General features: G+C 38.8%; 25 protein-coding genes. 13 read left to right on the plus strand and 12 right to left on the minus strand.

Translation table 11 applies throughout. The annotated features are described in order from the left end of the window. Positions 1–31 precede the first annotated feature (31 nt). From gspK to H4J67_RS07240, 4 genes are read left to right on the plus strand one after another with little or no spacing between them, the layout of a single operon-like run. Positions 32–1,060 carry a type II secretion system minor pseudopilin GspK gene (gene gspK, locus H4J67_RS07225; RefSeq protein WP_259368517.1) on the plus strand — a complete coding sequence of 343 codons (1,029 nt, stop codon included), beginning with the start codon at positions 32–34 and terminating at the stop codon, positions 1,058–1,060. Beyond that, positions 1,060–2,391, plus strand: a complete 1,332-nt coding sequence (gspL, locus tag H4J67_RS07230) for a type II secretion system protein GspL (RefSeq protein WP_182203280.1) — start codon at positions 1,060–1,062, stop codon at positions 2,389–2,391. The genes gspK and gspL overlap by 1 nt, the downstream gene beginning before the upstream one ends. Beyond that, the gene (gene gspM / locus H4J67_RS07235) at positions 2,391–2,861 is read left to right on the plus strand and encodes a type II secretion system protein GspM (protein ID WP_070374943.1); all 471 of its coding nucleotides are present in this window, start codon (positions 2,391–2,393) and stop codon (positions 2,859–2,861) included. The genes gspL and gspM overlap by 1 nt, the downstream gene beginning before the upstream one ends. Beyond that, positions 2,861–3,604: a type II secretion system protein N gene (locus H4J67_RS07240; protein WP_182176449.1), complete on the plus strand. Its 744-nt coding sequence runs from the start codon at positions 2,861–2,863 to the stop codon at positions 3,602–3,604. Before gspM ends, H4J67_RS07240 begins: the two co-directional genes overlap by 1 nt. Before the next feature lie 78 nt (positions 3,605–3,682). Here the strand turns inward: H4J67_RS07240 and yrfG are convergent, their stop codons facing one another. Beyond that, positions 3,683–4,357, minus strand: a complete 675-nt coding sequence (yrfG, locus tag H4J67_RS07245; RefSeq protein ID WP_182176448.1) for a GMP/IMP nucleotidase — start codon at positions 4,355–4,357, stop codon at positions 3,683–3,685. Positions 4,358–4,456: 99 nt separating this feature from the next. Here yrfG and nudE point away from each other — a divergent pair, with 99 nt between their 5' ends. The 3 genes from nudE to H4J67_RS07260 are packed head-to-tail and all read left to right on the plus strand — an operon-like array spanning position 4,457 to position 6,478. Beyond that, complete coding sequence (gene nudE / locus H4J67_RS07250) at positions 4,457–5,017, plus strand: ADP compounds hydrolase NudE (RefSeq protein ID WP_182176447.1); 561 nt, start codon at positions 4,457–4,459, stop codon at positions 5,015–5,017. A 29-nt stretch (positions 5,018–5,046) separates the two neighbouring features. Beyond that, a complete protein-coding gene (gene cysQ / locus H4J67_RS07255) occupies positions 5,047–5,871 on the plus strand; it encodes a 3'(2'),5'-bisphosphate nucleotidase CysQ (protein WP_182176446.1) in 825 nt (274 codons plus the stop codon). A 28-nt stretch (positions 5,872–5,899) separates the two neighbouring features. Then, positions 5,900–6,478, plus strand: coding sequence for a YceI family protein (locus H4J67_RS07260; RefSeq protein ID WP_182176445.1), 579 nt, complete (start codon positions 5,900–5,902; stop codon positions 6,476–6,478). 46 nt (positions 6,479–6,524) lie between these two features. Here H4J67_RS07260 and H4J67_RS07265 read toward each other — a convergent pair whose 3' ends face one another. The 8 genes from H4J67_RS07265 to H4J67_RS07295 form a co-directional block, all read right to left on the minus strand. Then, positions 6,525–6,776: a YheU family protein gene (locus H4J67_RS07265; protein WP_182176444.1), complete on the minus strand. Its 252-nt coding sequence runs from the start codon at positions 6,774–6,776 to the stop codon at positions 6,525–6,527. Then, a complete protein-coding gene (locus H4J67_RS07270; RefSeq protein ID WP_182176443.1) occupies positions 6,773–7,756 on the minus strand; it encodes a hydrolase in 984 nt (327 codons plus the stop codon). The genes H4J67_RS07265 and H4J67_RS07270 overlap by 4 nt, the downstream gene beginning before the upstream one ends. Positions 7,757–8,096: 340 nt before the next feature. After that, a complete protein-coding gene (locus tag H4J67_RS20515; RefSeq protein WP_259368518.1) occupies positions 8,097–8,318 on the minus strand; it encodes a MerR family DNA-binding protein in 222 nt (73 codons plus the stop codon). 54 nt (positions 8,319–8,372) lie between these two features. Continuing rightward, complete coding sequence (locus H4J67_RS20520) at positions 8,373–8,507, minus strand: MerR family DNA-binding transcriptional regulator (protein ID WP_259368519.1); 135 nt, start codon at positions 8,505–8,507, stop codon at positions 8,373–8,375. 1 nt (position 8,508) lies between these two features. Next, a complete protein-coding gene (locus H4J67_RS07280; RefSeq protein ID WP_182203282.1) occupies positions 8,509–10,884 on the minus strand; it encodes a heavy metal translocating P-type ATPase in 2,376 nt (791 codons plus the stop codon). 441 nt (positions 10,885–11,325) lie between these two features. Beyond that, on the minus strand, positions 11,326–11,466 hold the full coding sequence (locus tag H4J67_RS07285; protein ID WP_310740539.1) for a DUF3149 domain-containing protein: 141 nt from the start codon (positions 11,464–11,466) through the stop codon (positions 11,326–11,328). A 143-nt stretch (positions 11,467–11,609) separates the two neighbouring features. Beyond that, positions 11,610–12,332: a tetratricopeptide repeat protein gene (locus tag H4J67_RS07290; protein ID WP_182203284.1), complete on the minus strand. Its 723-nt coding sequence runs from the start codon at positions 12,330–12,332 to the stop codon at positions 11,610–11,612. 67 nt (positions 12,333–12,399) lie between these two features. Continuing rightward, positions 12,400–14,307: an ATP-binding cassette domain-containing protein gene (locus tag H4J67_RS07295; protein ID WP_182203286.1), complete on the minus strand. Its 1,908-nt coding sequence runs from the start codon at positions 14,305–14,307 to the stop codon at positions 12,400–12,402. A 102-nt stretch (positions 14,308–14,409) separates the two neighbouring features. Between H4J67_RS07295 and H4J67_RS07300 the strand changes: the two genes are divergently transcribed. Then, positions 14,410–14,604 carry a YheV family putative zinc ribbon protein gene (locus H4J67_RS07300; protein WP_070374933.1) on the plus strand — a complete coding sequence of 65 codons (195 nt, stop codon included), beginning with the start codon at positions 14,410–14,412 and terminating at the stop codon, positions 14,602–14,604. A gap of 67 nt (positions 14,605–14,671) precedes the next feature. On the opposite strand, the gene H4J67_RS07305 is transcribed toward H4J67_RS07300, so the two are convergent. Further along, a complete protein-coding gene (locus H4J67_RS07305; RefSeq protein ID WP_182176438.1) occupies positions 14,672–14,908 on the minus strand; it encodes a SlyX family protein in 237 nt (78 codons plus the stop codon). A 12-nt stretch (positions 14,909–14,920) separates the two neighbouring features. After that, on the minus strand, positions 14,921–15,919 hold the full coding sequence (locus tag H4J67_RS07310) for a hypothetical protein (protein WP_310740540.1): 999 nt from the start codon (positions 15,917–15,919) through the stop codon (positions 14,921–14,923). 131 nt (positions 15,920–16,050) lie between these two features. Here H4J67_RS07310 and fkpA point away from each other — a divergent pair, with 131 nt between their 5' ends. From fkpA to H4J67_RS07330, 4 genes are all read left to right on the plus strand, one after another. Then, positions 16,051–16,806 (plus strand): FKBP-type peptidyl-prolyl cis-trans isomerase, encoded by a 756-nt coding sequence (gene fkpA / locus H4J67_RS07315; RefSeq protein WP_070374931.1) that lies wholly within the window; start codon positions 16,051–16,053, stop codon positions 16,804–16,806. 638 nt (positions 16,807–17,444) lie between these two features. Further along, entirely contained in the window at positions 17,445–19,238 is a 1,794-nt protein-coding gene (locus H4J67_RS07320; RefSeq protein WP_182176437.1) for an assimilatory sulfite reductase (NADPH) flavoprotein subunit, read from the plus strand. Next, the gene (gene cysI / locus H4J67_RS07325; RefSeq protein ID WP_182176436.1) at positions 19,238–20,986 is read left to right on the plus strand and encodes an assimilatory sulfite reductase (NADPH) hemoprotein subunit; all 1,749 of its coding nucleotides are present in this window, start codon (positions 19,238–19,240) and stop codon (positions 20,984–20,986) included. The genes H4J67_RS07320 and cysI overlap by 1 nt, the downstream gene beginning before the upstream one ends. After that, positions 20,979–21,755: a phosphoadenylyl-sulfate reductase gene (locus H4J67_RS07330; RefSeq protein WP_182176435.1), complete on the plus strand. Its 777-nt coding sequence runs from the start codon at positions 20,979–20,981 to the stop codon at positions 21,753–21,755. The genes cysI and H4J67_RS07330 overlap by 8 nt, the downstream gene beginning before the upstream one ends. Before the next feature lie 684 nt (positions 21,756–22,439). Here the strand turns inward: H4J67_RS07330 and H4J67_RS07335 are convergent. Then, complete coding sequence (locus H4J67_RS07335; protein WP_182176434.1) at positions 22,440–23,354, minus strand: TIGR03899 family protein; 915 nt, start codon at positions 23,352–23,354, stop codon at positions 22,440–22,442. 266 nt (positions 23,355–23,620) lie between these two features. Here H4J67_RS07335 and H4J67_RS07340 point away from each other — a divergent pair, with 266 nt between their 5' ends. Further along, a complete protein-coding gene (locus H4J67_RS07340) occupies positions 23,621–25,843 on the plus strand; it encodes an EAL domain-containing protein (RefSeq protein WP_182176433.1) in 2,223 nt (740 codons plus the stop codon). The last annotated feature ends 25 nt before the right edge of the window (positions 25,844–25,868 follow it).

Consider the following 25,868-nt stretch of genomic DNA (forward strand, 5'->3'; position numbering starts at 1 on the left):
ATGTATTGTGCTCTTCGTTATGGGAGGCCTAATGAAAAACTCTCATTGCAGTGCGGATATGAGTAAGTTGACCGCTAAAAAAGTGACCGGAGTGGCGTTAATTACTGTTTTACTTATCGTTTCGTTAGCCGCCGTATTAGCCACACAGATGACTGCGCGCTTGCAGTTGCAGATGCAACGTACTAATAATGTTACGCTAAATCAGCAGGCTTATTGGTATGCGATGGGCGCAGAAGCGTTTGCAAAAAGAATATTAATCAATGTTTTTGAAGATGAAAAAGACGTTACGCATTTAGAGCAAATTTGGGCTCAAGGCGAAACAAGTTATCCTGTTGACTTTGGACAAATCACCGGCGAAATTTTTGATATGCAAGCCTGTTTTAATTTAAATGCTTTAAGGCCTGATGATAATGCTATTCCTGCAGGCACTCGAAGGCGTCCAATAGAAGAGGCTTTCCAAAAATTAATTATGTCGCTTAATGTTGAAGGTGTTAGTCAGTTTGATGCTGAATATATGACCGATGCATTAGTGGACTGGCTTGATCAAAACAGCGCTATAGCCAGTGCTGGTGGTGCTGAAGATAATGATTACTCCGCAAAAGAGTTTCCTTACTTACCCGCTAATTATTATTTGGCCAGTATTACTGAACTACGCTTAATTGAACACTTTACTGTGCCGGTTATTAATAAATTAAAAGAGTATGCTTGCGTAATACCTAATAATAATCTTCATAAAATAAATATAAACACCATCAGAAGTGACCAACCTGAATTGTTGGAGGCTTTTTTAGGTATTCCTTTAGCGGATGCAGAAAATGCCTTGGCTAGCCGAGAGGGTGCTGGTTTTAAAACACGAGATGAGTTTTTCAATTTACCCGATATATCAAAAAATACAAAAATAACCAATGATCAAAAAGAGCAGTTTGATGTTGTTAGTCATTATTTTAAACTAAAAAGTATCGCTAGTTTTAATGACAGTTACTTCGCGTTGAGCACTTTAATGAAAGTTGAAAGCAATAATAATATCTCCGTAGTGAGTCGTACCATAGGACGAGAGTAATGACCGAAAAGTTATATATCCGATTAGGTACTAACGCAAAAGACGTAGTGCACTGGTTAATATTCAGTGACGATCAAGAAGGCATTATTGCCAGTGGTGAACTCCCCAATGCCCATGCGTTAGAGCAATTAGCTGAGAAAGCCAAACAACGTGAAGTCATTACGTTTGTGCCAACCAGTGATATCAGTTTGAAAAGTTTAACAGTACCCAGTAAATCATCAAAAGCGATGCGCCTAGCTGTGCCGTATATGCTTGAAGATGAATTAGCACAAGATGTTGATGAGCTATTTTTCGCTTATAGTGATATCAAAATTGTTGGTAGTGCACACAATTGCTTTGTTGCAATTATCGAATCTGCTCAGTTGGCATTATGGCAAGGGTGGTTAAAAAGTGCAGATATTACCTGTAAAAAAATGATCCCAGATGTACTTGCAATGCCACTGACTAATGAAGTCAATGTTGTTAGTGCTATTGTCTTAGGTGAGCAAATACTTATACGCCAAGGACAATGGCAAGGGATCACCATAGACAGCAACACTTGGCCGTTAATTAGTCAGTCACTCAGTGGTACTCAAACAGCAGAGAAAATTAACAGTGAGCAAAAATCAGTAACGGACAATGGAAGCAACAATGAGGTACCCAACAGTTTCTCGTTAAATGCTTATTCAATATTACCTGAAACCATCGCTAAACTGACCATCAACGCGATGCCTGAAGAGCTGCCTTTGGCGTTATTAGCCGCCACATATAATCATGAAAAAGCAGGTAAGTTCAACTTACTACAGGGTGATTTTAAAGTTAAAGAACAGCGCTCACCCGTGCTAAAAAGTTGGTTTTTGGCCGCAGGTATTGCCATCTTCGCTTTATTGCTTAATGTCGGCATTAAAGGTGCCGAATTAATACAGCTTCATAGTCAACAGGCTGAAATTGAAGAGCAAATCATTAGTACCTATAAAAAGGCTTTTCCAAAAACTAAGCGAGTCCGAGTCTCAACTATTCGCTCCCAACTTGAGCAGAAACTCAAAGAAGTAGGCGGGGCTAGTGGAGAAAGTGGCTTTTTAGCTATCTTAACTCAAGTGCAACCAGCGTTAGCTTTAGTACCTGAAATAAAACCCCAAACGTTGAAGTTTGATGGTAAGCGCAATGAGATTCGTATGCAGGCAATTGCCAGTGATTATCAGTATTTTGATAAGTTAAAAATCGCTCTTGAAGAGAGTAACCTGACGGTATCTATGGGCGCGCAAAATAATCAAGGTGATCAAATTTCTGGCTCATTTAGCATAACCAGTAATGATAATCAACAATCAACAAACACAAGTAAGGGGCGATAATGAAAACGTGGTGGCAACAATTAAAAAGCTCTGAGCAACGACTCGTTGCTATGATGAGCTTTGTTGTAGTGCTGTTTTTATTTTACAGCGCAGTGTGGCAACCATTGGTTACTAATACTGATAAAACTCAACAAAAAATTATGCGCCAACAAGCGCTTTATACCTGGGTGCAAGAAAATACTCTGCGCTATCAACAGTCACAAAAAAGAGTCGCATCTTCAGCCAGCAATGCCAGCCTTTCTAGTATTGTTAACAGCAGTGCCGGTCGTAATAATATTTCGATAGCTCGCTTGCAACCTCAAGGTGAAGACTTACAAGTATGGATTGATGAAGTCCCGTTTACACAGTTACTTAGTTGGCTTGAATTTCTAGCCAATAATGAAGGTTTATTAGTGAAAAGTATTGATTTAAGTAAAGCTGATCGCAACGGCGTTGTTAGAGTTCGTCGCTTACAATTAGGAAAAGGCTAATGAAAAAGTGGTTTGTTTACGGAGCAATGTTCTTTAGTTTATATTTGATTTTTTTAATTGTAACTATGCCTGCTGCTTGGGTGGTTAGTTTTATTAATTTACCAAAAAACAGTCAAGTATCTCAGCTCTCTGGCACAGTGTGGCAAAGTTATGCAAAACAAGTCCGCATAGACAATGTCGACATTAACAATGTCAGCAGTGAGTTGAGTTTCCTCTCATTATTGATGCTTGACCCGACAATTAAGTTAACTTTTGGCGGTGCCTTAGTCAGTGGACCAGAAGGTAGGTTGACCGCAAGCCAATTGCTTAAGCAGATAAAAATTACTAATCTTGATATCACGGTAGCCGCGCAACAAATTACGGAAAAGCTTAATCTAGCTATCCCGATGCAAGCCCACAACCTTATTGAACTCAGTGTTGATGAATTTATACTTGGCAAACCTGTTTGTCAGCAAATGAAGGGCTTAATAAAATGGAATAAGGCAGCCATCACCGCATTATCAGAAAAGGCAAATCTAGGTACGTTATCTGCTGAGTTGGCTTGTGAAAAAGGCGCGCTTGCGTTTATCATTGCCCCTGAAAATGACCTCGGACTCACGTTTACCGCTTATCTGCATAATATCAATAGAGCTTCTGGCAATGGTTATTTAAAGCCGGGTGCTAACTTCCCTGAAAAATTAAAGCCACTGCTGTCCTTTATTGGCAAAGCGGATAACCAAGGGCGCTATCGATTGAACTTTTAAGCCATTTTATACGGTGATAAATCGTTACTTAAGCTAAACCTATTTCATCCTGGCTTACGTCAGGATGAATAATAGCCATTACTTAATGGGATATTTCTTTATTTCATCAATTAATGTTCTAAAGTCTGATGTAGATGGGTAATCGTTAACAATATGCGGCGTTTTCTGACTATCGGGGTTTTCAACCGCTAATAAATGTTCAAAACCATAGCGTTGAGCCGATGCTAAAATATTGATACTATCATCAACAAACAAAGTATTCTCTAGGCTAAACCCTTGCTTCTCTTGAAGACGCTGCCATAACAATTGCGACTCTTTGGTCACACCAAATTCATGCGTAGAATATAAAACATCAAAATACTTATCGAGTTGCGTGCGTTCAATTTTAAGCAATAAGCTATCTGGGTGAGCATTAGTAACCAGTATTATTTCTCTTCCACTCTCTCTTAATGCCACCATAAAATCATGAGCATCATGGCGTAAGCTAATTAAGTGTTGTACTTCACGTTTTAAGGCTTGAATCGGTAATTGGGTTTGTTCAGCCCAGTAGTCTAAACAGTACCAGTCAATTGTCCCAGCAACTCTTTCATAATGGCTTGCTAAGTTTTCTTTTGCTTGCTCAAGTGAAATCTTTGCGTGCTCACTGTAACGTAGTGGTAAATGATGGAGCCAGAAATGGTTGTCAAAATGTAAATCTAAAATCGTTCCATCCATATCTAAAAGTACGGTAGAAATTTTTGACCAATTAAGCATATTATTTTTCCTAAGAGCGATTAATTATTAATTATATCTAAAGTTAACGTGCTATTCTAAAACTATATTACTAATATTTTACTCTTAGGTTTCGCTACCATGAGCAACAGTTTAACACTTCCCAAAGTCACACAACGTAAGCAAGTTGCTAAGAGTCGCTTGTTTGCTATAGAACAAGTAGATCTCACCTTCAGCAACGGCGTACAGCGAGAATATGAACGCATGCAAGGCTACGGTCGAGGCGCTGTATTAATTGTACCTATGTTAGACGATGAAACGTTTTTATTAGTACGTGAATATTGTGCTGGCACCCATACATATGAGCTTGGTTTCCCGAAAGGACTTATTGATGAAGGCGAAAGCGCAGAGCACGCTGCTAATCGAGAGTTAAAAGAAGAAGTTGGCTATGGGGCAAATAAATTCACCCATGTGCATCGAGTCGCAACAGCTCCGGCTTTTTTCTCTGCCTCAATGGAAATTTTTCTTGCTGAAAGTTTATATGCAGAAAAACTCCCCGGTGATGAACCTGAAGAACTAGAAGTTATCTCATGGAAACTTGCCGATTATCAATCATTACTTGCCCAACCTGACTTTAATGAAGCAAGAAGCATAGCCGCTCTAATGCTGGTAAAAGATTTAGTTAAGAATATTTTAAAATAATACTCAAAAGAAAAAGTAAGTGAAGATTAATGAACAATGAAACGTTACTCGCCATCGCGATAGAAAGTGCAAAAAAAGCAGGCCTAGAAGTTACTAAGCATTACAAGTCGGGCAATTACACGTCAGAAATTAAAGAAGATAATAGCCCCGTTACTAGTGCTGACTATGCGGCTAACGATGTATTGATGCAAGAGCTGTCACGCTTGGCACCCGGCATTCCTATTATTTCTGAAGAAGTTGGTGCATTAGCGCTTAGTCAAAGAAAAAATTGGTCTCGATATTGGCTACTCGACCCTATTGATGGGACGGGTGAGTTTATTAAAGGCAGTGGCGATTTCGCCGTTAATGTTGCTTTGGTGGAAAATGGCTGGCCAAGTATTGGTGTTATTCACGCACCTGATCACCAACTGACCTACTATGGACAAAATAAGCTTGGCGCTTTTAAAGAAAACCATACCGGTAGCCAGCAAATTCATGTCGCTAAATATGATGGTAAACGCAAAATTAAGGTGGCGGTAAGCCGCCGACAAGAGCTCAGCCTAATGGGGCAATACCTTAACAATGAAAACTTTGCGTTTGAATACGTAGCATTAGGCAGTTGCTCACTTAAAAACTGTCTAATTGCTGAAGGTAGTGCAGATTGTTACTTACGTATTGGTCCCACAGGTGAGTGGGATACAGGAGCGAGTCATTGTATTATCGAACAAGCGGGTGGCTCAATAATTGATAGTGAGTTTTTACCGTTAACCTACAATCAACGGGAAGGATTAATGAACCCTGACTTTATGACTTTAGGTGCCAGTAATATTCCGTGGCAAAGTATTGTGACTCCACATAGAGCGCGACGCTCTTAATTTTTATTTTATTTTCAAAGGACCTATTATGCGTATTATATCTACTTTTATTTTAAGCCTTTCACTCCTGCTTGCTGCACCAGCCTATAGTGCTTGGCAGTTGGACTCTAAAAATTCATCGTTAACTTTTGTGTCGATTAAAAAAGGAACTGTGGCTGAAAGTCATAGCTTTAAAGAGTTTACGGGTGTTATCAACAATAGTGGTTTAGCAAATGTGACCATTGATTTAAGCAGTGTTGACACTAATATTGCGATACGTGATCAAAGAATGGCGGAGTTTTTCTTTGAAACCGCAACTTTTTCACAAGCGAGCTTTAGTGCGCAACTTAACCTTGCAGACATTAATGCGATAACTATCGGTTCAAGTCAGCAAATGTCACTTACGGGTAGCCTGAATTTACATGGTCAACAGCAAGAACTTACATTGAATGTTATGGTGGCTAAGCTATCAGCAAATAATATGCTAGTGAGCACCTTAAAGCCAGCTATCATTAAAGCCGAAGACTTTGCGTTAGTGGCAGGTATTAATAAATTAAAATCATTAGCAAATCTACCAAGCATTGCTTACGCCGTGCCGGTAAGTTTTGTCTTAACTTTCACTCAATAGCAAATGAGTAACGAACATCTATAGGGTGTTCGTTACTATAAAATAACTATTGCGTTTGTTCCTGTTCTTGCTCGTTTTGTTGTTGTTCAAACTGATCAATGGGTAAAATATTTACCGTATCATGAAGCTCTGAATAAACTAAAAACGCACTACCATTAGCAAGTTGTATCTTTACTTGCGCTACTTTTTCCGACAAAGGCACATCGTCCGCACCATATTCGGTACCTTCACGTAAAACAAACTCTCGAATAATACCTGTTAGCGTATCGGGTTGTAGATCTTTGTAGGGGATTATCATAGGTAGCTCTCTAAAAAATTTGGAACACGATGTTCTAGCCAAAACTGTGGTCTTAAGGGATTATTACCATTGATAAAACCAACATGACCCCCTTTTTTACTGACCTCAAAACATATGTTATTGGGAATACTGCTAATATCACGGGTATTTTCATCACATAAGAAGGGGTCGTCATTTGAATGAATAATTAAGCAGGGTTGTTTAATTTTATCCAAAATAAAACGTCCACTCGCCTGATGATAATAATCTTCAGCGCTCTCAAAACCGTTAATAGGGGCTGTTACCAGTTGATCGAATTGCCAAATGGTCTTAATTTCATCGAGCTTATGGGCCAGTCTTTGCGATAGCGGAGCAGAAATTAGATTACTGTCCATTTTATCCTTAATACTGTCTTTGAGCATGCCCACTAGATATTTTTGATATATACGCGAAAAGCCTTGGTTAATCCGCTTGCTGCAGCTGGCCAAGTGTAAAGGGGCACAAATGATTGCCGCAGCTTGATAAGGGTTATTAGGTTCTTTTGCTAAATAACGCGCTAGTACATTGCCTCCTAAAGAAAAGCCAATAATGGTCATTGGAAGTTGTGGATATTTTTTCTTTAAAAATTGCGTTAAATAACTAATATCATCAGTGTCGCCACTATGATACGAACGGGCTTTTCTATTGACTCGTCCACTACAGCCTCTAAAATGCATCAGCACTCCGACCCACTGCTTCTCTTTAATAGCCGATAACATTCCTTTAGCATAATGACTGTTAACTGAACCTTCTAAACCATGAAGAACAACCACCAAAGGACGAGTTTCATTAAGTTTAGGTTTATCGGTCCATGCCAAATCAATAAAGTCGCCATCAGGTAACTCCACTGTTTCATTGCAAGTTTCTAGCTGTTTTCTAGATCTTAAAAATTTTGCAATAATAGTTTGGCAATGAGGATTGTGTAGCCACCAAGCTGGAGTGAATTGACTTTGAGTAAACATTTAAAGTTATAGTGGTCTGTTGTGGTTTATTAGTTTTATTATTGTATGTGAATTGAAAATAAATAGATATTTTTAGGCTAAAAAAAAGCTTACAAGGCTAAACGCCACCATAAACTTGTTGTATTATACTCGTTGATTAATGAGCAATACCATTGCGATACTTTTCATCAATTTCTTCACGTGATTTTTTTTGACGCTCAATTACATTGAGCGTAGAGGAAGATTGATTAATAGATAAGTTAATAAGCGCACCTCAGTATTTAAGATTAATTGTGCGGATAATGCATAACAATCAACATAGACAAGTGCTGTTAGTATAACAAAAAACAATTATTCTTAGTTATTCAGATGAAAGTTGAGCTAAACCTTCTAAAATAGCGCAGTCAGGGTTATCGTCACCATGACATTTATCAGCTAGTTTTTGTAATATTGCGCTCATTTGCTCTAGCTCCAATATTTTTTCATTTATCTCCTGTAAATGGCTCAGCGCTAGTTGCTTCACGTGTCGACTTTCTCTATCAGTATCAAGCCAGAACTTGAGCAGCGACTGAATCTCAATCATGGAGAAGCCTAAGTTTCTCGAACGACGGATAAATCCCAATTGTTGTATGTGCGCTTAGTTATAAAGTCGATAACCTGCATCGGTACGACTCGCTTTTTTCAATACACCAATTTCTTCATAGTATTGGATCATTTTGGCCGACACCCCCGTTAAACTAGAGGCTTTGCCTATGGTGACAAGTTTCTCCATGTTATTTCTTCTTAAGAGTCCAACGTTGCAATAACAATGCGTTACTGAGGACAAATAAGCTACTAAATGCCATCGCTGCTCCGGCAATAATGGGGTCAAGATAACCAAAGGCTGCTAGTGGAATTCCCACAGCATTAAAGATAAATGCCCAAAAAAGGTTTTGCTGTATTTTACGATAAGTCAGCCTTGCAATGATCAATGCCGTGGGTACTAGGCTTGGTTTACTACGCATTAACATGAAAGAAGCTGCGCTAACGGCAACATCAGTACCAGACGCCATTGCCATACCTAAATCTGCTTGGGCTATCGCTGGCGCATCATTAATGCCATCACCAACCATGGCAACCTGATAACCTTGCTCTTGATATTGCAGGATATATTTTGCTTTATCTGCAGGCAGCACCTCAGCTTTAAAATCGTCTAACTGTAATTTTGTCGCTACCGATGTTGCACTCGCTTTATTGTCACCGGTAAGCATAGCAACCTTTATACCTTGTTGTTGTAATAGCTTCACAGCCTTTAGCGCATCAGACTTCAATTTATCACTAAAACAAAACAGCCCAAGTAATGTTATCTTATCTTGCTGCTGACTAGCCAACCAAGAAACAGAAGTACCTGGTGTTTTTATATGTTCGGTTGGAAGTTTCACCCCTAACTCTTGCATCCAATGACTACTGCCCATCAAGACTAAATTGTCATCGATGTTGCCTTTGACACCATAACCCGCGACAACTTGAAATTCCTCAACAGGTATTGGTTGTGTTTCGTTGGTTAATGCTTTTTCAACCACGGCCTTGCCTAATGGGTGCTCACTATTTATTTGTAAGGAATAAGCCAACTGCAAAACGGTTTCTTCACTACCACTGATGACCTTCATCTCATTTACAACAGGTTTGCCTTGGGTCAAGGTGCCTGTTTTATCAAATACTACTAAATTTATTTCTTTTGCTTGCTCTAACGCAACAGCATCTTTAACCAATACGCCTAATCTGGCAGCGGTTCCTGTACCTGCCATTATGGCTGCGGGAGTTGCTAAACCAAGTGCACATGGACAGGCAATCACTAAAACGGCTACCGCATTGAGAATGCCATCTGTCCAGTCATCAAATACTAAACCTGACACCAATAAGGTGGTAAGTGCGACCAGCAACACAACAGGAATGAAGATACTACTAACTTTATCTACTATTGCCTGTACGGGGGCTTTTGCTCCTTGGGCTTGTTCTACTAATTCAATGATCTTAGATAAAGTAGATTCGCTACCAACATTAGTGGCACGGATCTCCAAAATACCGTCCAAGTTAAGTGAGCCACCCGTGACAACATCACCTTCTTTTTTACTTAACGGAATTGATTCACCACTAATTAACGCTTCATCGAGATGACTCTTCCCCTGTAATATTTCACCATCAACAGGCACACTTTCGCCGGGGATTACTTTTACTTTTTCACCTGTTTGTACTGATGAAGCGGCCACTTTCTGCCATTTACCAAAGCGCTGCACTGTTGCCTCAACAGGTTTCAAATTTTCCAATGCTCTAAGTGCATCAGTTGTTCGGCGTTTTGCTTTGTGTTCTAAATATTTGCCCAGCACAACCAAGGTGATTACTGCGCTACTACTTTCAAAATACAAGTGTGGCATGCCATGAGCGCTATCAAAACTCCACCACAAATACAAAGATAGTCCGTAGGCTGCACTGGTACCTATGGAGACAAGAAGATCCATGTTGCCCATGCCAGCTTTTAATGCCCCCCAGCCTGCACGATAAAAGCGAGCGCCAAAATAGAATTGTACTGGCGTAGCTAACAACCATTGCCAAAAAGGTGGTAACATCCACTGTTGCGAAAACAGCATACTTAACATGGGTAACACCAGTGGCAAGGTAAGTAGGCCTGCTCCCAATACGGGCCACCATGCTTTGGTATAAAAAGGTTGATGTTGACTGGGCTTTTCTATCACGCTGTTATTGTTCAACGGGATAAAAAGGTAACCGACTTGTGTTACGGCTTGGGCTAGTTGTTCATCAGTTACAAAGGATAAAGTTTTTACTTGTACGTGCTCGGTGGCTAAATTGACCGACGCACTGACCATACCGGTTACTTTTAACAATGCTTGTTCGACCCGCTTCACACAAGACGAGCAACTCATCTTTCCAATACCAAATTGCTTTACCTTTACAGGCACTTGATAACCAGCCTCAATAACAGCAGTAATTAATTCACTATAACTGGCGGTACCTTGAATCGTCGCCATATCTGTAGCTAGGTTGACTGTAACATCTGTCACGCCAACGACTTTGTGTAACGCCTTTTCAACACGACCGACACATGAAGCACAGGTCATACCGTCAATTTTGAATTGTGTAGTTGTATTCATAAGCTTCTCACCTTAATTGAATTTTAGAACTAAGTTGAGGTCAAAGCTTACCACGGTGGTAGGGTCAAATGTTTTAGTATAAAAAATGTTATAAGTGACAATTTATAATTTAACTACAATCACTGCATTTTAAGGAGGAGTAGAACAATCTTAATGGCTGCTTCTTTAGATCAGCGATACCTGAGGTTAAAACTTTAACATTCGTTTTCTTATTAAACATTAAATATATACGCCTACAAAACTTTAGGTTGCTACAGACTCCCCTTTGGCAGCTACTGCCCTTAGGGTTATATTTTATAAATTAGCGATTTCAACGTTTAATTAACCTTTTTAAAGATAGTTTTGGTGCTTAAACGTAACAATTTCAGTTGCTGGCTTTATTTAACGGTTAACACCTTAATTTAGACGGTTGCAACTTTATTTAACTTGTAAAGATATTAACTAATTGTTCTCATTGATTTTTTTAAGGAAATAATAAATATAAAAAGCACAAATACCTAAGAGAATGACTAATCCACCAAAAGAATAAAGTACAACAGGATCATTAATAATCATATCGAAAAATTTCATAACAGACTCCATAAAAATAATTGAGTTATAAAAAAATGGCTATAACGTAATGTTATAGCCATTGTAAATCATGGGTTACTTTATGGTTGTGATATAGATCAATGAACCTTGAATTTGCCCCTTAGATTATTGTCTTATTTTTTTGAGTTAAGGTTTTATTGTTTAGCTTTTAATGCTTCTTGTTCGATAATTTGTTGATAAAGTCGGTCAGCCTTTTCCCTTGCCTGAGCTATTTCTAAATTACTGAGTTTTAAGGAGTCCATATCACGACTTTTTCCTGCATTTTTATAACCATTACTGGCGGAAATAATATTCCATATAAAAGACATCTCTACACTTTTCTCAACACCCAAGCCCTCAAAATACATCAGTGCTAAATTAAACTGGGCTAGAGCGTAATTTTGCTTTGCCGCAGTCTCATACCAACGTGCGGCTTTTGGATAGTCTTTATATGTACCTGTACCATTGAAGTACATAACACCAAGATTAAATTGTGCGGCTACAGAGTCTCTAATCGCTGCTCTTTCCATCAGTGCAAAAGCGGTTTTTAAATCTTTTTTAACGATGACTCCCTCAGAATACATCAGCGACAAACTAAATAGTGCGTCGGGGTGATTTTGTGAAGCGGCTAAGGACATTAATTCCAATGCTTTTTTGGGATCTTTTGCAACGCCGTAACCATTTAAATAAATAAGCGCCATTTGATACTGCGCAGGAGAATATTCCTGAGCAACTAAGGGTTCAAATTCATTTATAGCCGCTTTAAAATCGCCACGGTTTAATTCATAAATGCCTTGGTCAAGATCACCTTGATAAGCAAAGCTCGAAACACTGCTTACTATAGATAGACAAAAAAGGGCGAATATTGTTTTTTTCATAACGTTCTCATTATTTTAATCGTATGATTTTTAAGTGTAGCAAGTAATATAATTTAATGATTAATTTTTACAGTGAAGCCTGTAACATAATTTCTTCAATTTGCTCTTCTAATTCGAGCCAATACATTTCATTTTCTTCAACATCTGCTTTGAGTTTAGCTTGTTGCTTAATGAGTAAGCCTAAGCGTGCTTTATGTTCACTTTGATATATCTCACTTTCGGCTAATACTCCTTCAACTTCAGCTAATTCAGTTTGCAGCAGCTGCACTTTCTTCTCGTATTTATCAGCTTGTTTTCGCAGCGGAGATGCTTTTTTACGTAATTCAGCTTGGTCTTTGCGTAATTGTTTTTTATCAACAACCTCAAGAGATTTTGCGGGTTTAGTATTTTTCAGTGTTTGTTTTTTGTCTTCATTAAGCCATTGTTGATAGTCATCAATATCACCCGAGAACTCGCTAACTTGGCCATTGGCAACTAAGAAAAACTCATCAACACACGACTCTAATAAAAAGCGATCGTGGGCAATCAAAATAATAGCCCCTTCAAAATCTTGTAAAGCAAAGACGAGTGCTTGACGCATTTCTAAATCAAGATGGTTAGTTGGTTCATCGAGGAGGAGTAATTGCGGCTTTTCATTAACAATTAACGCCAATACCAGACGTGCTTTTTCTCCACCTGACATGGTACTTACCGGAGAGAGTGCTTGGTCGCCAGTAAAACCAAAGCTACCTAAAAAATTGCGCGCTTGTAGCTCTGTAGTCTCAGGTTTAGCACGAACAATATGATCAATCGCACTACTTTGCATATGTAATTGTTCAAGCTGATGTTGAGAGAAGTAACCAACAGTTAAGTCTTGGGCGCAATAACGCTCGCCTTTAATTAAGGCAATATCGCCAGCTAATGACTTTATTAATGTTGACTTACCCGCGCCATTTCGTCCCAAAAGACCGATTCTACTACCGGGTACAAGCGTGAGACCGACATCATGTAAAATAATGGTTTCTGGATTATAGCCACAGGTTGTCTCTTTTAATGCTAATAACGGATAAGGCAATGTTTCCGGTGTTTTGAAACTGAAGGTAAACTGGCTATCGACATGTGCAGGTGCTAAGTCAGGTAATTTTTGTAAACGCTTTAAACGACTCTGAGCTTGTTTTGCTTTACTGGCTTTTGCTCTAAAGCGATCAACGAATGAGGTTAAGTGAGCCACTTCTTTTTGTTGTTTTTGAAATTGAGCATCTTGTTGTGCTAAATGTTCCGCGCGTTGACGCTCAAAGGCGCTATAATTACCCGAATATAATTTTGCTTGTTGATGTTCAATATGAAGAATTTGTTCAATAACGTCATCTAGAAAATCACGATCATGTGAAATAAGCACTAAAGTACCGGTAAAGCGTTTTAACCAACGCTGTAACCAAATTACCGCATCCAAATCTAGATGGTTAGTGGGTTCATCGAGTAAGAGTAGATCTGCGCGGCTAATTAACGCTTGAGCCAAGTTAAGACGCATGCGCCAACCACCAGAAAAATCCTTTACGGCATCACCCAGTTGTTCTTGTAAAAAACCTAAACCATGAAGTAACTCGCTGGCACGAGCGGGTAAACTGTAGCCATTTATGGCATCAATATGGTTGAGAATTAATGCTTCTTGGTTGCCATCATCATTTAATCGAGCTTTCTCAAGTTGTTGCTCAAGTTGACGAAATTCTTTATCTCCGTCCATCACATAATCTAAGGCGGATTGCTCGAGGGCGGGGGTTTCTTGTTTTACTGTTGCGACATCCCAGCCTGAAGGCATATTTACATCACCTCTGTCGGGCTGTAACTCACCTAATAAGGCAGCAAATAAAGAAGATTTTCCACAGCCATTAGCGCCAACTAAGCCAACTTTGTGATTAGGATGAATAGTAAAGCTTGATGATTTTATGAGGTTTTTAGCGCCTCTATCTAAGCTTAAGTCGGTGGCTATGATCATTGTGTGTTATTACTCATTTTAATTTAGGTTGCTATTGTCCTTTTCCTATCGACAAGATTCAAGGTAAAATGATACAACTCGATTTTATTTGGATTGAAACACATGAAAAAAAGATTTATTGCTGGCGCTATTTGCCCAAAATGTAATGCTATGGACACCATGGGATTAACAAAAGAAAATAATGTTGAAAAAGTCACTTGTGTTAGCTGTGGGCATCAAATGTCACAGCCAGAAGAGCATGTCGTTAAAGAAATTCGCCCACAAGAGCAAGTGATTGGTATTTTTAAGCAAGAATAAATCGTTATTTTACCAAGCTGAAATATTTCAGCTTGGTAAATATTTGAATGAAAGTTCAGGTTGAAATTTAATAATGTGGCGGTGGCGGTTCGATATCTTGCGACTGATTTTGACCCGGATTATTATCTTGAACGCGACTTGCGATTAACTTTAGCTGTGCCCTAATGTCTGAAATTTCTAATTGATGAACAGTAAGTTCATTATTCAACTGTTCAATAACATCGTCTTGAAAGGCATTACGAGATTGCAGCGCTTCAACATTTTCTTGTAATTCGATGATTTTTTTTTGTATTTCTGTTGTCATAATTTGGGGTACCTAACGCGACTTTCTTTGCCAAAGCTCAGCGTATCCTGATGAACTTTCGGTGATTATTTGGTTCTTTCCTCGAAAGGCGACACTATACACTACCGCGCCTGCAGCACGTATACTTTCTTTTGGCGTAACTCGCCAGCTGTCAAGTCGCTCTCCGGTTTGTATGCTCCACAGGCTAACTTTTCGAGTTGGGGCTCCGGTTAATAGTTGAGTACCATCATCAGAAAACCTTACTGAGCTAAATATTTCGTGGCGGTTATAGTATTGAAGTTGGCTAACGCGTTTACCTGTTTTTAAATCCCATATGTTTGAAGATTTTTTACTGTCAGCAGTAAAAGCAAACCGACCTTTAGGGTCTAGAGCCACCATAGTAACGCGACTTGGATGATTAAATCGGTAAATAACCTGCCCACTTTCTGTATCCCATACATAAGCTACGTAATCATTGCCTCCTGAAATGGCGATACGGCCATTGGGGAGCATATCAACCGCATTAATTTTTTCTGTATGACCTAAGAACTCTAAGCGACGGCCATTGCTCATGGTAATGTGAACAACGGTGCCATTACTTTTACCGAGTAAAATAAAGTCACCATTATTGGACAAGGCAATATCACGAATCGTTGACTCACGTACTTTCCAATAACCTTCTGATTGGCCTGTTGCTATATTCCACAACGAAAATGCTTCTCGATTTGCGGTCAATGCATGACTATTATTATTGGATATATCGGCTAACAGCACTAAATTATCGCTACTATCTTGCTGTTGTGACCAGCTGTATTTTAATGCATTTTCTTCTATGTCCCATAAACTTAAGCCATGATAAATAGAAGAGACAACACTGTATTTGCCATCATTAGAAATATTAGCTGCATAAGCACCATCTGTAGCATGCTGCCAGCGCTGTACAGGCTTGTCCTCTGCAGGCTGGCAAGCACTGTTCAATAAGGAAAATAGACAGATGAAAAGCAGTGTTAGCTTGTTATTACACTTAATCACAATATTAATACTTTTTTCTTAGTTAATTTATCGTTAGTATAAGCCGCATTGTCTAACAATACATAATATTTAATCAATGGCTTAGGGGGACTTCCTCCAACTGAGTACTAGGTTACGTTAACGGAGAAAAAATGAAATTATTTAAGCCAACTATGTTAGCTATTGCACTTGTGTCAGTGTTTGGCTGTCAAGAAAGTGTAAAACCAACCGAAACAGCACCTGTTTTAGAAACTGAAATGCAAAAACAAGCTTACAGTTTAGGTGCTTCAATTGGTATGTACATGCAAAAGAATCTTGATCAACATGAGAAGTTGGGTGTACCACTTGATCAAGCATTAATTACTCGCGGTTTCATGGACAGTCTTGCTGGCAAATCAATCATTGAGAAAGAAGAAATCCAAGCTCTATTAATGAGCCTTGATGAGCAAATGAAAGCAAAGCAATTAGCAGCAGCAGACGCTGAATCTGAAGCGGCAATTGCTGAAGGCATGAAATTCTTAGAAGAAAATGCTAAGAAAGAAGGTGTACAAGTTACTGAATCAGGTATTCAATACCTTGTTGTAACTGAAGGTGAAGGTGATAAACCTAGCGCTACTGATACAGTAACGGTTCACTATAAAGGTACTTTCTTAAACGGTGAGACTTTTGATAGTTCATATGAACGCAATGAACCAGCAGTATTCCCTTTAAATCGTGTTATCAGCGGTTGGACAGAAGGCGTACAGTTAATGTCAGTGGGTTCAAAGTACACTTTTACTATTCCATCTGATTTAGCTTACGGAAAAAATGGCAATCCGCCACGTATTCCTGGCAACTCAGTATTACAGTTTGAAATTGAATTATTAGACATTCAAAAATCAGCTGAACCAGAAGAAATCACTCAGTAATATTATTACTCTAGTGTTAAGGGAGCCAATTGTGTAAGCAATTGGCTTTTTAATTAAATTTCCCAACAGAAAATATAAAGCCTATCTTTATTATTTATACACTTAATCATTAAATTCTTTTGATGTATTGCTCGTTCATTTTTAAACAGATAAGTATTATATAGCGCGTTTTTCATAAACATATTCTGCGGTAGCTAAATTCGAGGTTAACCTCAGTGAGTCGATGCTAAACATACTAAGCCTTTTAAACTTCCCTGCGGCTAATAAATGCCCACATGAATAACTTCACTATTTCGACTACTGGTTTCTTCGCTAAAACGACTGTTTATCAAGGATAAGTATATTATTAAGCGTCTCACTCAGTTTTGCGGCAATGGCCAAGCCAACCACCCCCAGCATCAATAATTATGCCTCCACTTTTTCGATGAAATCATTTACTCTTTTAATTATTATTAGTGCGGTCATATTTTAGATAAAAGATAATGAAAATAATAACTTGAAAATTAAACTGATATAAAAAGTCAATATCAGAGTATTCTTATTCTATTTTGGAATAAAAAAGCCTTTTCTATTCTTTTTATTCTATGCAAAGCCAGTCTATTATTATTTTACTAAATTTTAATGGGCGAATTGACATTATGTTGCCAAACCAACAGAACTTACAGAAAACTATGCTAGATGCTGACCAACTTTCATCATTACAAACCACTATTGGCAGTTACTCTCAGTTGCAACTTGCATGGGCAAGCGGTTACTTAGCGGCTAAATCTGAAGGACCATCGTTAAGCGTTAGCCCTTCAGCTGTCGCTTCTCCTGCGCCTGTGTTAACTATTTTATTTGGCTCTCAAACCGGAAATGCTAAAGGTGTTGCTAAAGCGTTAGCCTTACAAGCACAAGCAGAAGGTCTTACCGTCGACTTAAAAAGTATGAGTGACTTTAAGCCAAAAAGCATTAAAAATCTGACCCACTTATTAATTGTCACCAGTACTAATGGCGAAGGTGAAGCACCCGATGATGCGATTGCTTTACATGAATATTTAGCCTCGAAAAAAGCGCCAAAGCTCGATGATTTACGCTATAGCGTTTTAGCCTTGGGCGATACTAGCTATGAGTTGTTTTGTCAAACGGGCAAAGACTTTGATGATTACTTAAGTAAGCTTGGCGCAAAAAAAATTACCGCACGCGTTGACTGTGACGTTGATTATGAAGCTGATGTAAAAGCATGGTCAGAGACTATTGTTAAAGATGTAAAAGCCTTGTTGGTTAATGATATTGATAGCCACAATGTTGTGGTAATGCCAACACTTGGCGCATCTAGTGAATATACTAAACAGGCGCCTTATGCTGCTGAGTTAAGTTTAAGTCAAAAGATCACTGGTCGTGATTCAGCGAAAGATGTTCGTCATATTGAAATCGATTTAACCGATTCAGGTATCACCTACCAAGCCGGTGACGCTTTAGGTGTGTGGTTTGAAAATGATACAGAGTTAGTCGCTGAACTTATTGCAACACTTGGCTTGTCAGGTCATGAAAACATTGATGTTGGCGGCGAACGTTTATCATTGGAGCAAGCATTAATTTCAACATTAGAAATTACTCAAACAGCCCCTAATTTTATTAGTTTTTGGGCGGATAAATCACAAGATAAAGCTTTACTTATCTTGAGTGAAGATAAAAATGCTGCGCGTGAATATGCGGGTAACCATCAAATTATTGATGTAGTTAAATCGGCTCCGGCGAAAGTAACCGCACAAGATTTCGTTGACGCGCTTAGAAAGATTACTCCACGTTTATATTCCATAGCTTCAAGCCAAGCTGAAGTTGAAGAAGAAGTACACTTAACAGTGGGCCTAGTTGAATATAGCGAGAATGACCAGTTAAGAAGTGGCGGTGCCTCAAGCTTTTTAGGTAAACGCTTAGCCGAAGGCGGCACAGTTAAGGTTTTCATTGAACACAACGATAACTTCCGCTTACCTGAAAATGGCGATACTCCTGTGATCATGATTGGCCCAGGTACTGGTATTGCTCCTTTTAGAGCATTTATGCAAGAACGTGAAGCAAGCGAAGCAAGTGGTGATAACTGGCTGTTTTTTGGTGATCAAACCTTCACTCAAGACTTTTTATACCAAGTGGAATGGCAAGGCTATTTAAAATCAGGCTTGTTAACGCACCTTGATTTAGCCTTTTCTCGTGATCAAGCGGCAAAAATATATGTGCAAGACCGTTTACGTGAAAAAGCCAGTGAGATTTTTGCTTGGTTAGAACGTGGCGCACATTTATATATTTGTGGTGATATGAGCCGTATGGCAAAAGATGTTGAGCTTGCCTTGGTGGATATTATTGCTGAGCATGGTAAGTTGAGTACTGAACAAGCACAAAACTATTTAAAAGAATTACGTAATGCCAAGCGTTTCCAAAAGGATGTTTACTAATGACTACAACAAACAAAGAAATCGTATTAACAGGTCCCGGACCGTTAATTGTAGAAGGTAAACAGGCTGATAACGAACGCTTAAAAGCAGACAGTAATTTTTTACGAGGAACAATTGTTGATGACTTAAAAGATCAAGTCACCGGTGGTTTTACTGCAGATAATTATCATATTATCAGGACTCATGGTATGTATCAGCAAGATGACCGTGATATTCGTGGTGAACGCACCAAGCAAAAGTTAGAACCATTACATAACGTTATGTTGCGTGCTCGTATGCCTGGCGGTATTATTAAGCCAGAGCAGTGGTTAGCTATTGATAAATTTGCTCAAGAAAGTACCTCATATGGCAGTATACGTTTAACAACACGCCAAACGTTTCAATTTCATGGTGTATTAAAGCCAAATATTAAATTAATGCATCAAACATTAAACAGTATTGGTATCGATTCAATTGCGACTGCTGGCGATGTTAACCGTAATGTTTTATGTACTTCTAATCCTATTGAGTCAGAACTTCATCAAGAAGCGTATGAATGGGCAATAAAGATTAGTGAGCATTTACTGCCTAAGACGCGTGCTTATGCAGAGATCTGGCTAGATGGCGAAAAGCTTGAAGGCCCTGAAGGTAAAGAGACACAAGAGCCTATTTTAGGCAGCAACTACTTACCACGAAAATTTAAAACGACGGTTGTTATTCCGCCACAAAATGATATCGACGTTCATGCTAATGATCTCAATTTTATCGCTATTGCTAAAGATGGAAAATTAGTTGGTTTTAATGTACTTGTTGGTGGTGGTTTAGCGATGACCCATGGCGATAAGTCAACTTATCCTCGCAAGGCTGATGATTTTGGCTATGTGGCTTTAGCACATACTTTAGATGTTGCGACCGCTGTTGTAACAACACAACGCGACTGGGGAAACCGAGTTAATCGTAAAAATGCTAAAACTAAATACACGCTTGACCGAGTCGGTGTAGAGACTTTTAAATCGGAAGTTGAAAAACGTGCTGGTATTACGTTTGAAATATCACGTCCTTATGAGTTCACAGAACGTGGCGATCGTATCGGTTGGGTCGAAGGTTTTGATGGTAGACACCACTTAGCATTATTTATTGAGAACGGTCGCCTACTTGATAAACCAGGTAAACCACTTAAATCAGGTGTTGCTGAAATCGCGAAAATTCATAAAGGTGATTTTCGTATGACCGCCAACCAAAACTTAATTGTCGCGGGTGTAGCAACTGAAGATAAAGCACAAATTGAAAAAATTGCCCGTGAATATGGCTTAATGAACGACACGGTTTCAAAGCAACGTAAAGACTCTATGGCTTGTGTATCATTTCCAACCTGTCCATTAGCGATGGCTGAGGCAGAACGCTATTTACCAGGTTTTGTTACCGACGTAGAGAGCATTTTAGCCAAACACGATATGAGTGATGAAAGTATTATTTTACGTGTGACTGGTTGTCCAAATGGCTGTGGTCGTGCGATGTTGGCAGAAATTGGTTTAGTTGGTAAAGGTCCAGGTAAATACAATATGCATTTAGGTGGCAACTTGGCGGGAACGCGAGTACCTAAAATGTATAAAGAAAACTTAAGCGAACAAGATATTCTTGATGAAATGGATGCGCTAGTGGGACGTTGGTCTTCAGAGCGCACCGATAGAGAAGCGTTTGGCGACTTTACTATCCGTACCGGTATTATCGCAGAAGTGAAAAATAGTAAGCGAGATTTTCATGACTAAGCCTATTATTAATAGTGCTGAGGTTGCTGCGGCAAAAGCACCCATTAATAACCGTTTTCCGGCCTCTTTACCTAAGCCTTGGCTTAACCAGTGGAACGAGTTATTAGAACAGCAAACCGCAACTGAACGAGTTGAGTGGTCGATGGAAAATTTACCATCTCAGTTTGTTTTGTCTTCTAGCTTTGGCATTCAATCTGCAGTTATGTTGCATATGTTGACGCAAGTCGATGCGAATATCCCAGTGATTGTTACCGATACTGGGCACTTATTTCCTGAAACTTATCAGTTTATTGAACAGCTCAACGAACGTTTAAAATTGAATTTACACGTTTATAGCGCGACAGAAAGTGCCGCATGGCAACAAGCAAAATATGGCGAAGAATGGGCAAAAGATGAAACATCACTTAAAGCTTATAATCGCCGTAATAAAGTTGAGCCACTAGAACGTGGTTTACATGAACTCAATGCCGCGACATGGTTTTCTGGCGTGCGTCGTCAGCAATCAGAGCATCGTGAAGGCCTGTCTGTGGTCAGTATTTTACGCGGTCGTTTTAAAGTACATCCTATTATTGATTGGAGTAATAAGGATGTACATGAATACCTAACTAAGCATAACTTGCCCTATCATCCGTTATGGGACCAAGGCTATGTATCGGTTGGCGACACACACAGTACACAGCCATTAACGTTAGGTATGAATGAAAGTGAAACCCGGTTTTCTGGCATGGCCAGAGAATGTGGTTTACATACTGACGGTGACGGTATTTAAATAACACACAACTTAACGTTTACGATTAAGGACAAACATCTTAGATGCTTGTCCTTTTTTATGTTGGCTACTTTTTGTCGGGGAAAAATGCATTTCAGTATCTGTATTTGGAACTTGAAGCTTAGTGACTCGATTTACTAGATAGTGGCAGGGTCTGATGTGCACTCTTTTCGTCATGCTGAACTTGCTTAAGTCTCTGAATTCGAAACTTGAAGTTTAGTGACGCGATTTGTTCGATAGTGGCAGGATCTGATGTGTACTCTTGTCGTCATGCTGAACTTGTTTCAGTATCTGAATTCGAAGCTTGAAGTTTAGTGACAAGATCTGTTCGATAGTAGAAAGGTCTGATGTGCACTCTTGTCGTCATGCTGAACTTGTTTCAGTATCTGTATTCGTATTTTTAAGTACAGATCCTGAAACAAGTTCAGGATGACGGGGTGATAGCAGGATGATAGGGCTTATAGCAAGATGACGGGGCTGGTAACTTTATTCGGAGTTTGAAGCTTAGTGACGAAATCTGTCGATAGTGGCAGGATCTGATGTGCACTCTTGTCGTCATCCTGAAACAAGTTTAGGATGAAGGGGGGTAGCAGGATGATAGGGCTTATACCAGAATGACTTTGCTTGTAGCAGTATAGGAAGTTTTATCAGTATCTAGATTGATGGCTCTCAAACCACCAATCCTTATCCCTCTATAATTGAAAAGTTTTCGCTTAATGCACTTTTTAAATGCTGTAAATAAGCATCATCAATATTATCGCTGATCAGACGTGCTAGTTCGCTGCCTATCGGTGTAAATTTATAAAACTTCAGTACACAAGATGATTTTTTTGCGGTGAGTGTTAATGGCTTTCCGTTAAAGTTAAAATGGAACGACTCTGACTTGTTCATTGGGCTAGATTCTGTCTCTTGAATAAAAACCAGATGATTATCGGCTAGAATTAATAAATCAGCATAGCTCAATGAAAATTGGTTAAAAGGTATATTCTGTTCTCTATTTTTATTAAAAAAGTTTAGTAAGCCAGGTGTCTGATAGGCTCCTGAAATAATACGTATATTTCTTTTGGTTTGTTCTGTTACCGCTAAACTACACGCCTTTGCTAACAATTTCGCTTCCGTGATACTCATGGCACGAAAAACTTTGAGGGTTTTAGTGGAAAATGAACCGGGTTGTGATATTTCCCCTGCTAGTATTTTTGCCCACAAATTTTGCATGGTGGTATTACTGACATCTTCGGCGAGTTCGGTAAAGGTACTAAACCAATCAGCGTCTGCTTTATGGGTAAACTCGGTAGCAGAACAGTAATTTACTGACTTTTTTATAATAGCTTCAAGATTCTCTTGCTTTCGTAATGTGGTAATTCGTGCTCTTTTTTGGGTTCTTTCTTCTAATGGCATTTGTTTTTCTGAAGAAATTAAGCCACCATCAAGTACAAAGTTTTTAGCTAAGGCAAGCAGTTGCATTTGGGAAGAAACACCGGCATTTTTTTTATTGCTGCTATTTTTAGCCGTAGATTCTGTTGTTTTTATTACTTCAGTGTTAACCGGTTCCTCAGCAATAACCAGCGGTGCAGTTGAGGGGTCGTTGATGTCTTTCATAAAAATTACCGTAACTAATATATTATTTTCATTACTATTTTTTCTAAGCATACGCTGGAAAATTAAAATCAGCAATATTCTCTTTATTCATCTAAACTTAACATAAATTAAGGAAGCAATTGAAGTTATGAATATAATTGTAATTCTAGGTTGAATATTATTTAACTGACTCTTATTATGTAGTTTATTGGGAATATGATTCATAATAAAATATGATATGAAAAAAACCTTAATCAGTAGTGTTTTTCTGGTTAATTGAGGACGATATGCAGGCTTCTGAAAATAATAATGACGACTTTTTATTTATTGACGATAGTGATGAAGATGAAATTCTAAATGATGGCAGTGCTGAAACGTGGAAGGTTCTGATTGTTGATGACGATCCCGAAATTCACTCTGTTACTCAGTTAGCACTCTCAGATCTCGTCGTCTTAGGTAAAAATCTAGAGTATATACATGCTTACTCTGGGCGTGACGCATGTCAGCTTATTGAAGAACACGAGGACATCGTTTTGGTATTACTCGATGTTGTTATGGAAACGGATGATGCTGGCTTAAATGTTGTAAAACATATTCGAGAAACTTTATCTCGCCAAGATATACGCATTGTTCTGAGAACCGGTCAACCAGGCTATGCTCCTGAAGAAAGTGTTATCAAAGATTATGATATCAATGACTATAAAACCAAAACAGAGTTAACTCGTCGCAAATTAGTGACTACCGTTTATGCGGCTGTTCGTTCATATCAACAAATTCATTCGGTCAATCAAAACCGCTTGGGCCTCGAAAAAATAATTAGTGCCACTGCTCATTTACTTGAACTGCACAGTATTCATGAATATGCAGAAGGTGTGTTGTCGCAATTAATTAAGTTAAGTAAAAGCCATTGCAGTGTTTTTTGTGCTCGCGGACAAGGTATTATTGAGGGCTCTGACGATTTAAGCTTGCATGTGTTAGGTCAAATCGGTCATAACGCCAAACTGATTAATCAAAAAATTTCATGCTTCGATAGAGACTCAGCACATGATCGCATGAGTAGCTGTTTCACTCAAAAACAAAATCATTATGGTAGTAACTTTGCGGTACTCTATTTAGCAAGCGGTGGTCATCGAGCGGTTATTTATCTTGAAGTTGAGCAAGAGTTAACTGAGCTTCAAATACAGTTAATCGAAGTGTTTTTAGCCAATGTCGCCATCGGTTATGAAAATGTTCATCTTTTTCAAAAGCTACGTAATGCTGCCTATCGTGACTGGCTGACTGAGCTGCCAAATCGTTTAGAGTTTGTTAAGTTACTCGACAAATTTAGTCAATCCGACGAACCCAATCTTGTTGCCGCTTTAATAGATATAAATCACTTTAGCGATATTAATGATGGCTTAGGACAAGATTTAGGTAATAAGCTGTTACTCGCTGTTACCGAGCGCATGAAAGAACTAGGAAAAAATTGTCAGCTTGCTCGAATGGGTGCCGATGTTTTTGGTGTAATTGGTCCGGCAGAAAGTGTAAACCCTGACAAGTTAATGTCTTTATTTCATCGTTCGTTTACTGCGGGAGAACAACTATTACCTGTAACGGCATGTTTTGGGTTGTGCTCAAAAAGTAGTGCCGGTTCGCAAGGGGTAAAAGTTCTTAATCAAATAAACATCGCCTTGAATCTAGCTAAGAAAAGTAATCACGGAAATTTTGTTTATTACAAAAAAGAAATGGAAGATGAAACACTTTGGCGTTTAGGTATGATTAGGCAATTACGCACTGATTTTGCAGATAATCGTTTAGAACTTTGGTATCAGCCTCAGCTTAGCTTAATTACCGGCAAGGTTATTGGCGCTGAAGCATTATTGCGCTGGCGAACCGCCGAAGGAAAATTTATTTCACCGGCTGTGTTTATTCCTCTAGCAGAATATTCAGGGTTAATTGTAGAAATTGGTGATTGGGTTATTAATCAAGCCTGTAAACAAATAAAGGTATTAGAGCAGCAGAAATTCGAACATGTTGGTATTTCTGTTAACGTTTCTATCCCGCAATTTAAACGAGATAACTTCGTTGACAGTATCATTCAAGCGACGATTAATCATGATGTTAAACCAAGTAAGCTTGAATTAGAGATCACTGAAAATATTTTAATGGATGAGCCACAAGTTGTTATTGATGCATTAGTTAAGTTGAAAGCTGAAGGTATCAGCATTGCGCTTGATGATTTTGGTACGGGCTATTCATCAATGAGTTATTTGCAAAAACTACCGCTTGACCGTTTAAAGGTCGACCGTTCATTTATTACGGGTATTGCAGAGCCGGGGCAGTCATTGATTGCAGATACGATTATTAATCTCGGTAAGCAAATGAACTTAAAAGTTATTGCTGAAGGTATCGAAAAGGAAGAACAACAAGCGCATTTAATCGCTCAAGGGTGTGACGAAGTACAAGGTTTCTTTTATGCTAAACCTATGCCTGCTGATGAGTTTTTAACCTTCTTACGTAACAATAAGTAATAAATACTGATCGTTGCTAGCTTGA

Origin of the sequence: Colwellia sp. BRX10-4, from assembly GCF_014077465.1 — a bacterium.
Classification (GTDB): domain Bacteria; phylum Pseudomonadota; class Gammaproteobacteria; order Enterobacterales; family Alteromonadaceae; genus Colwellia_A.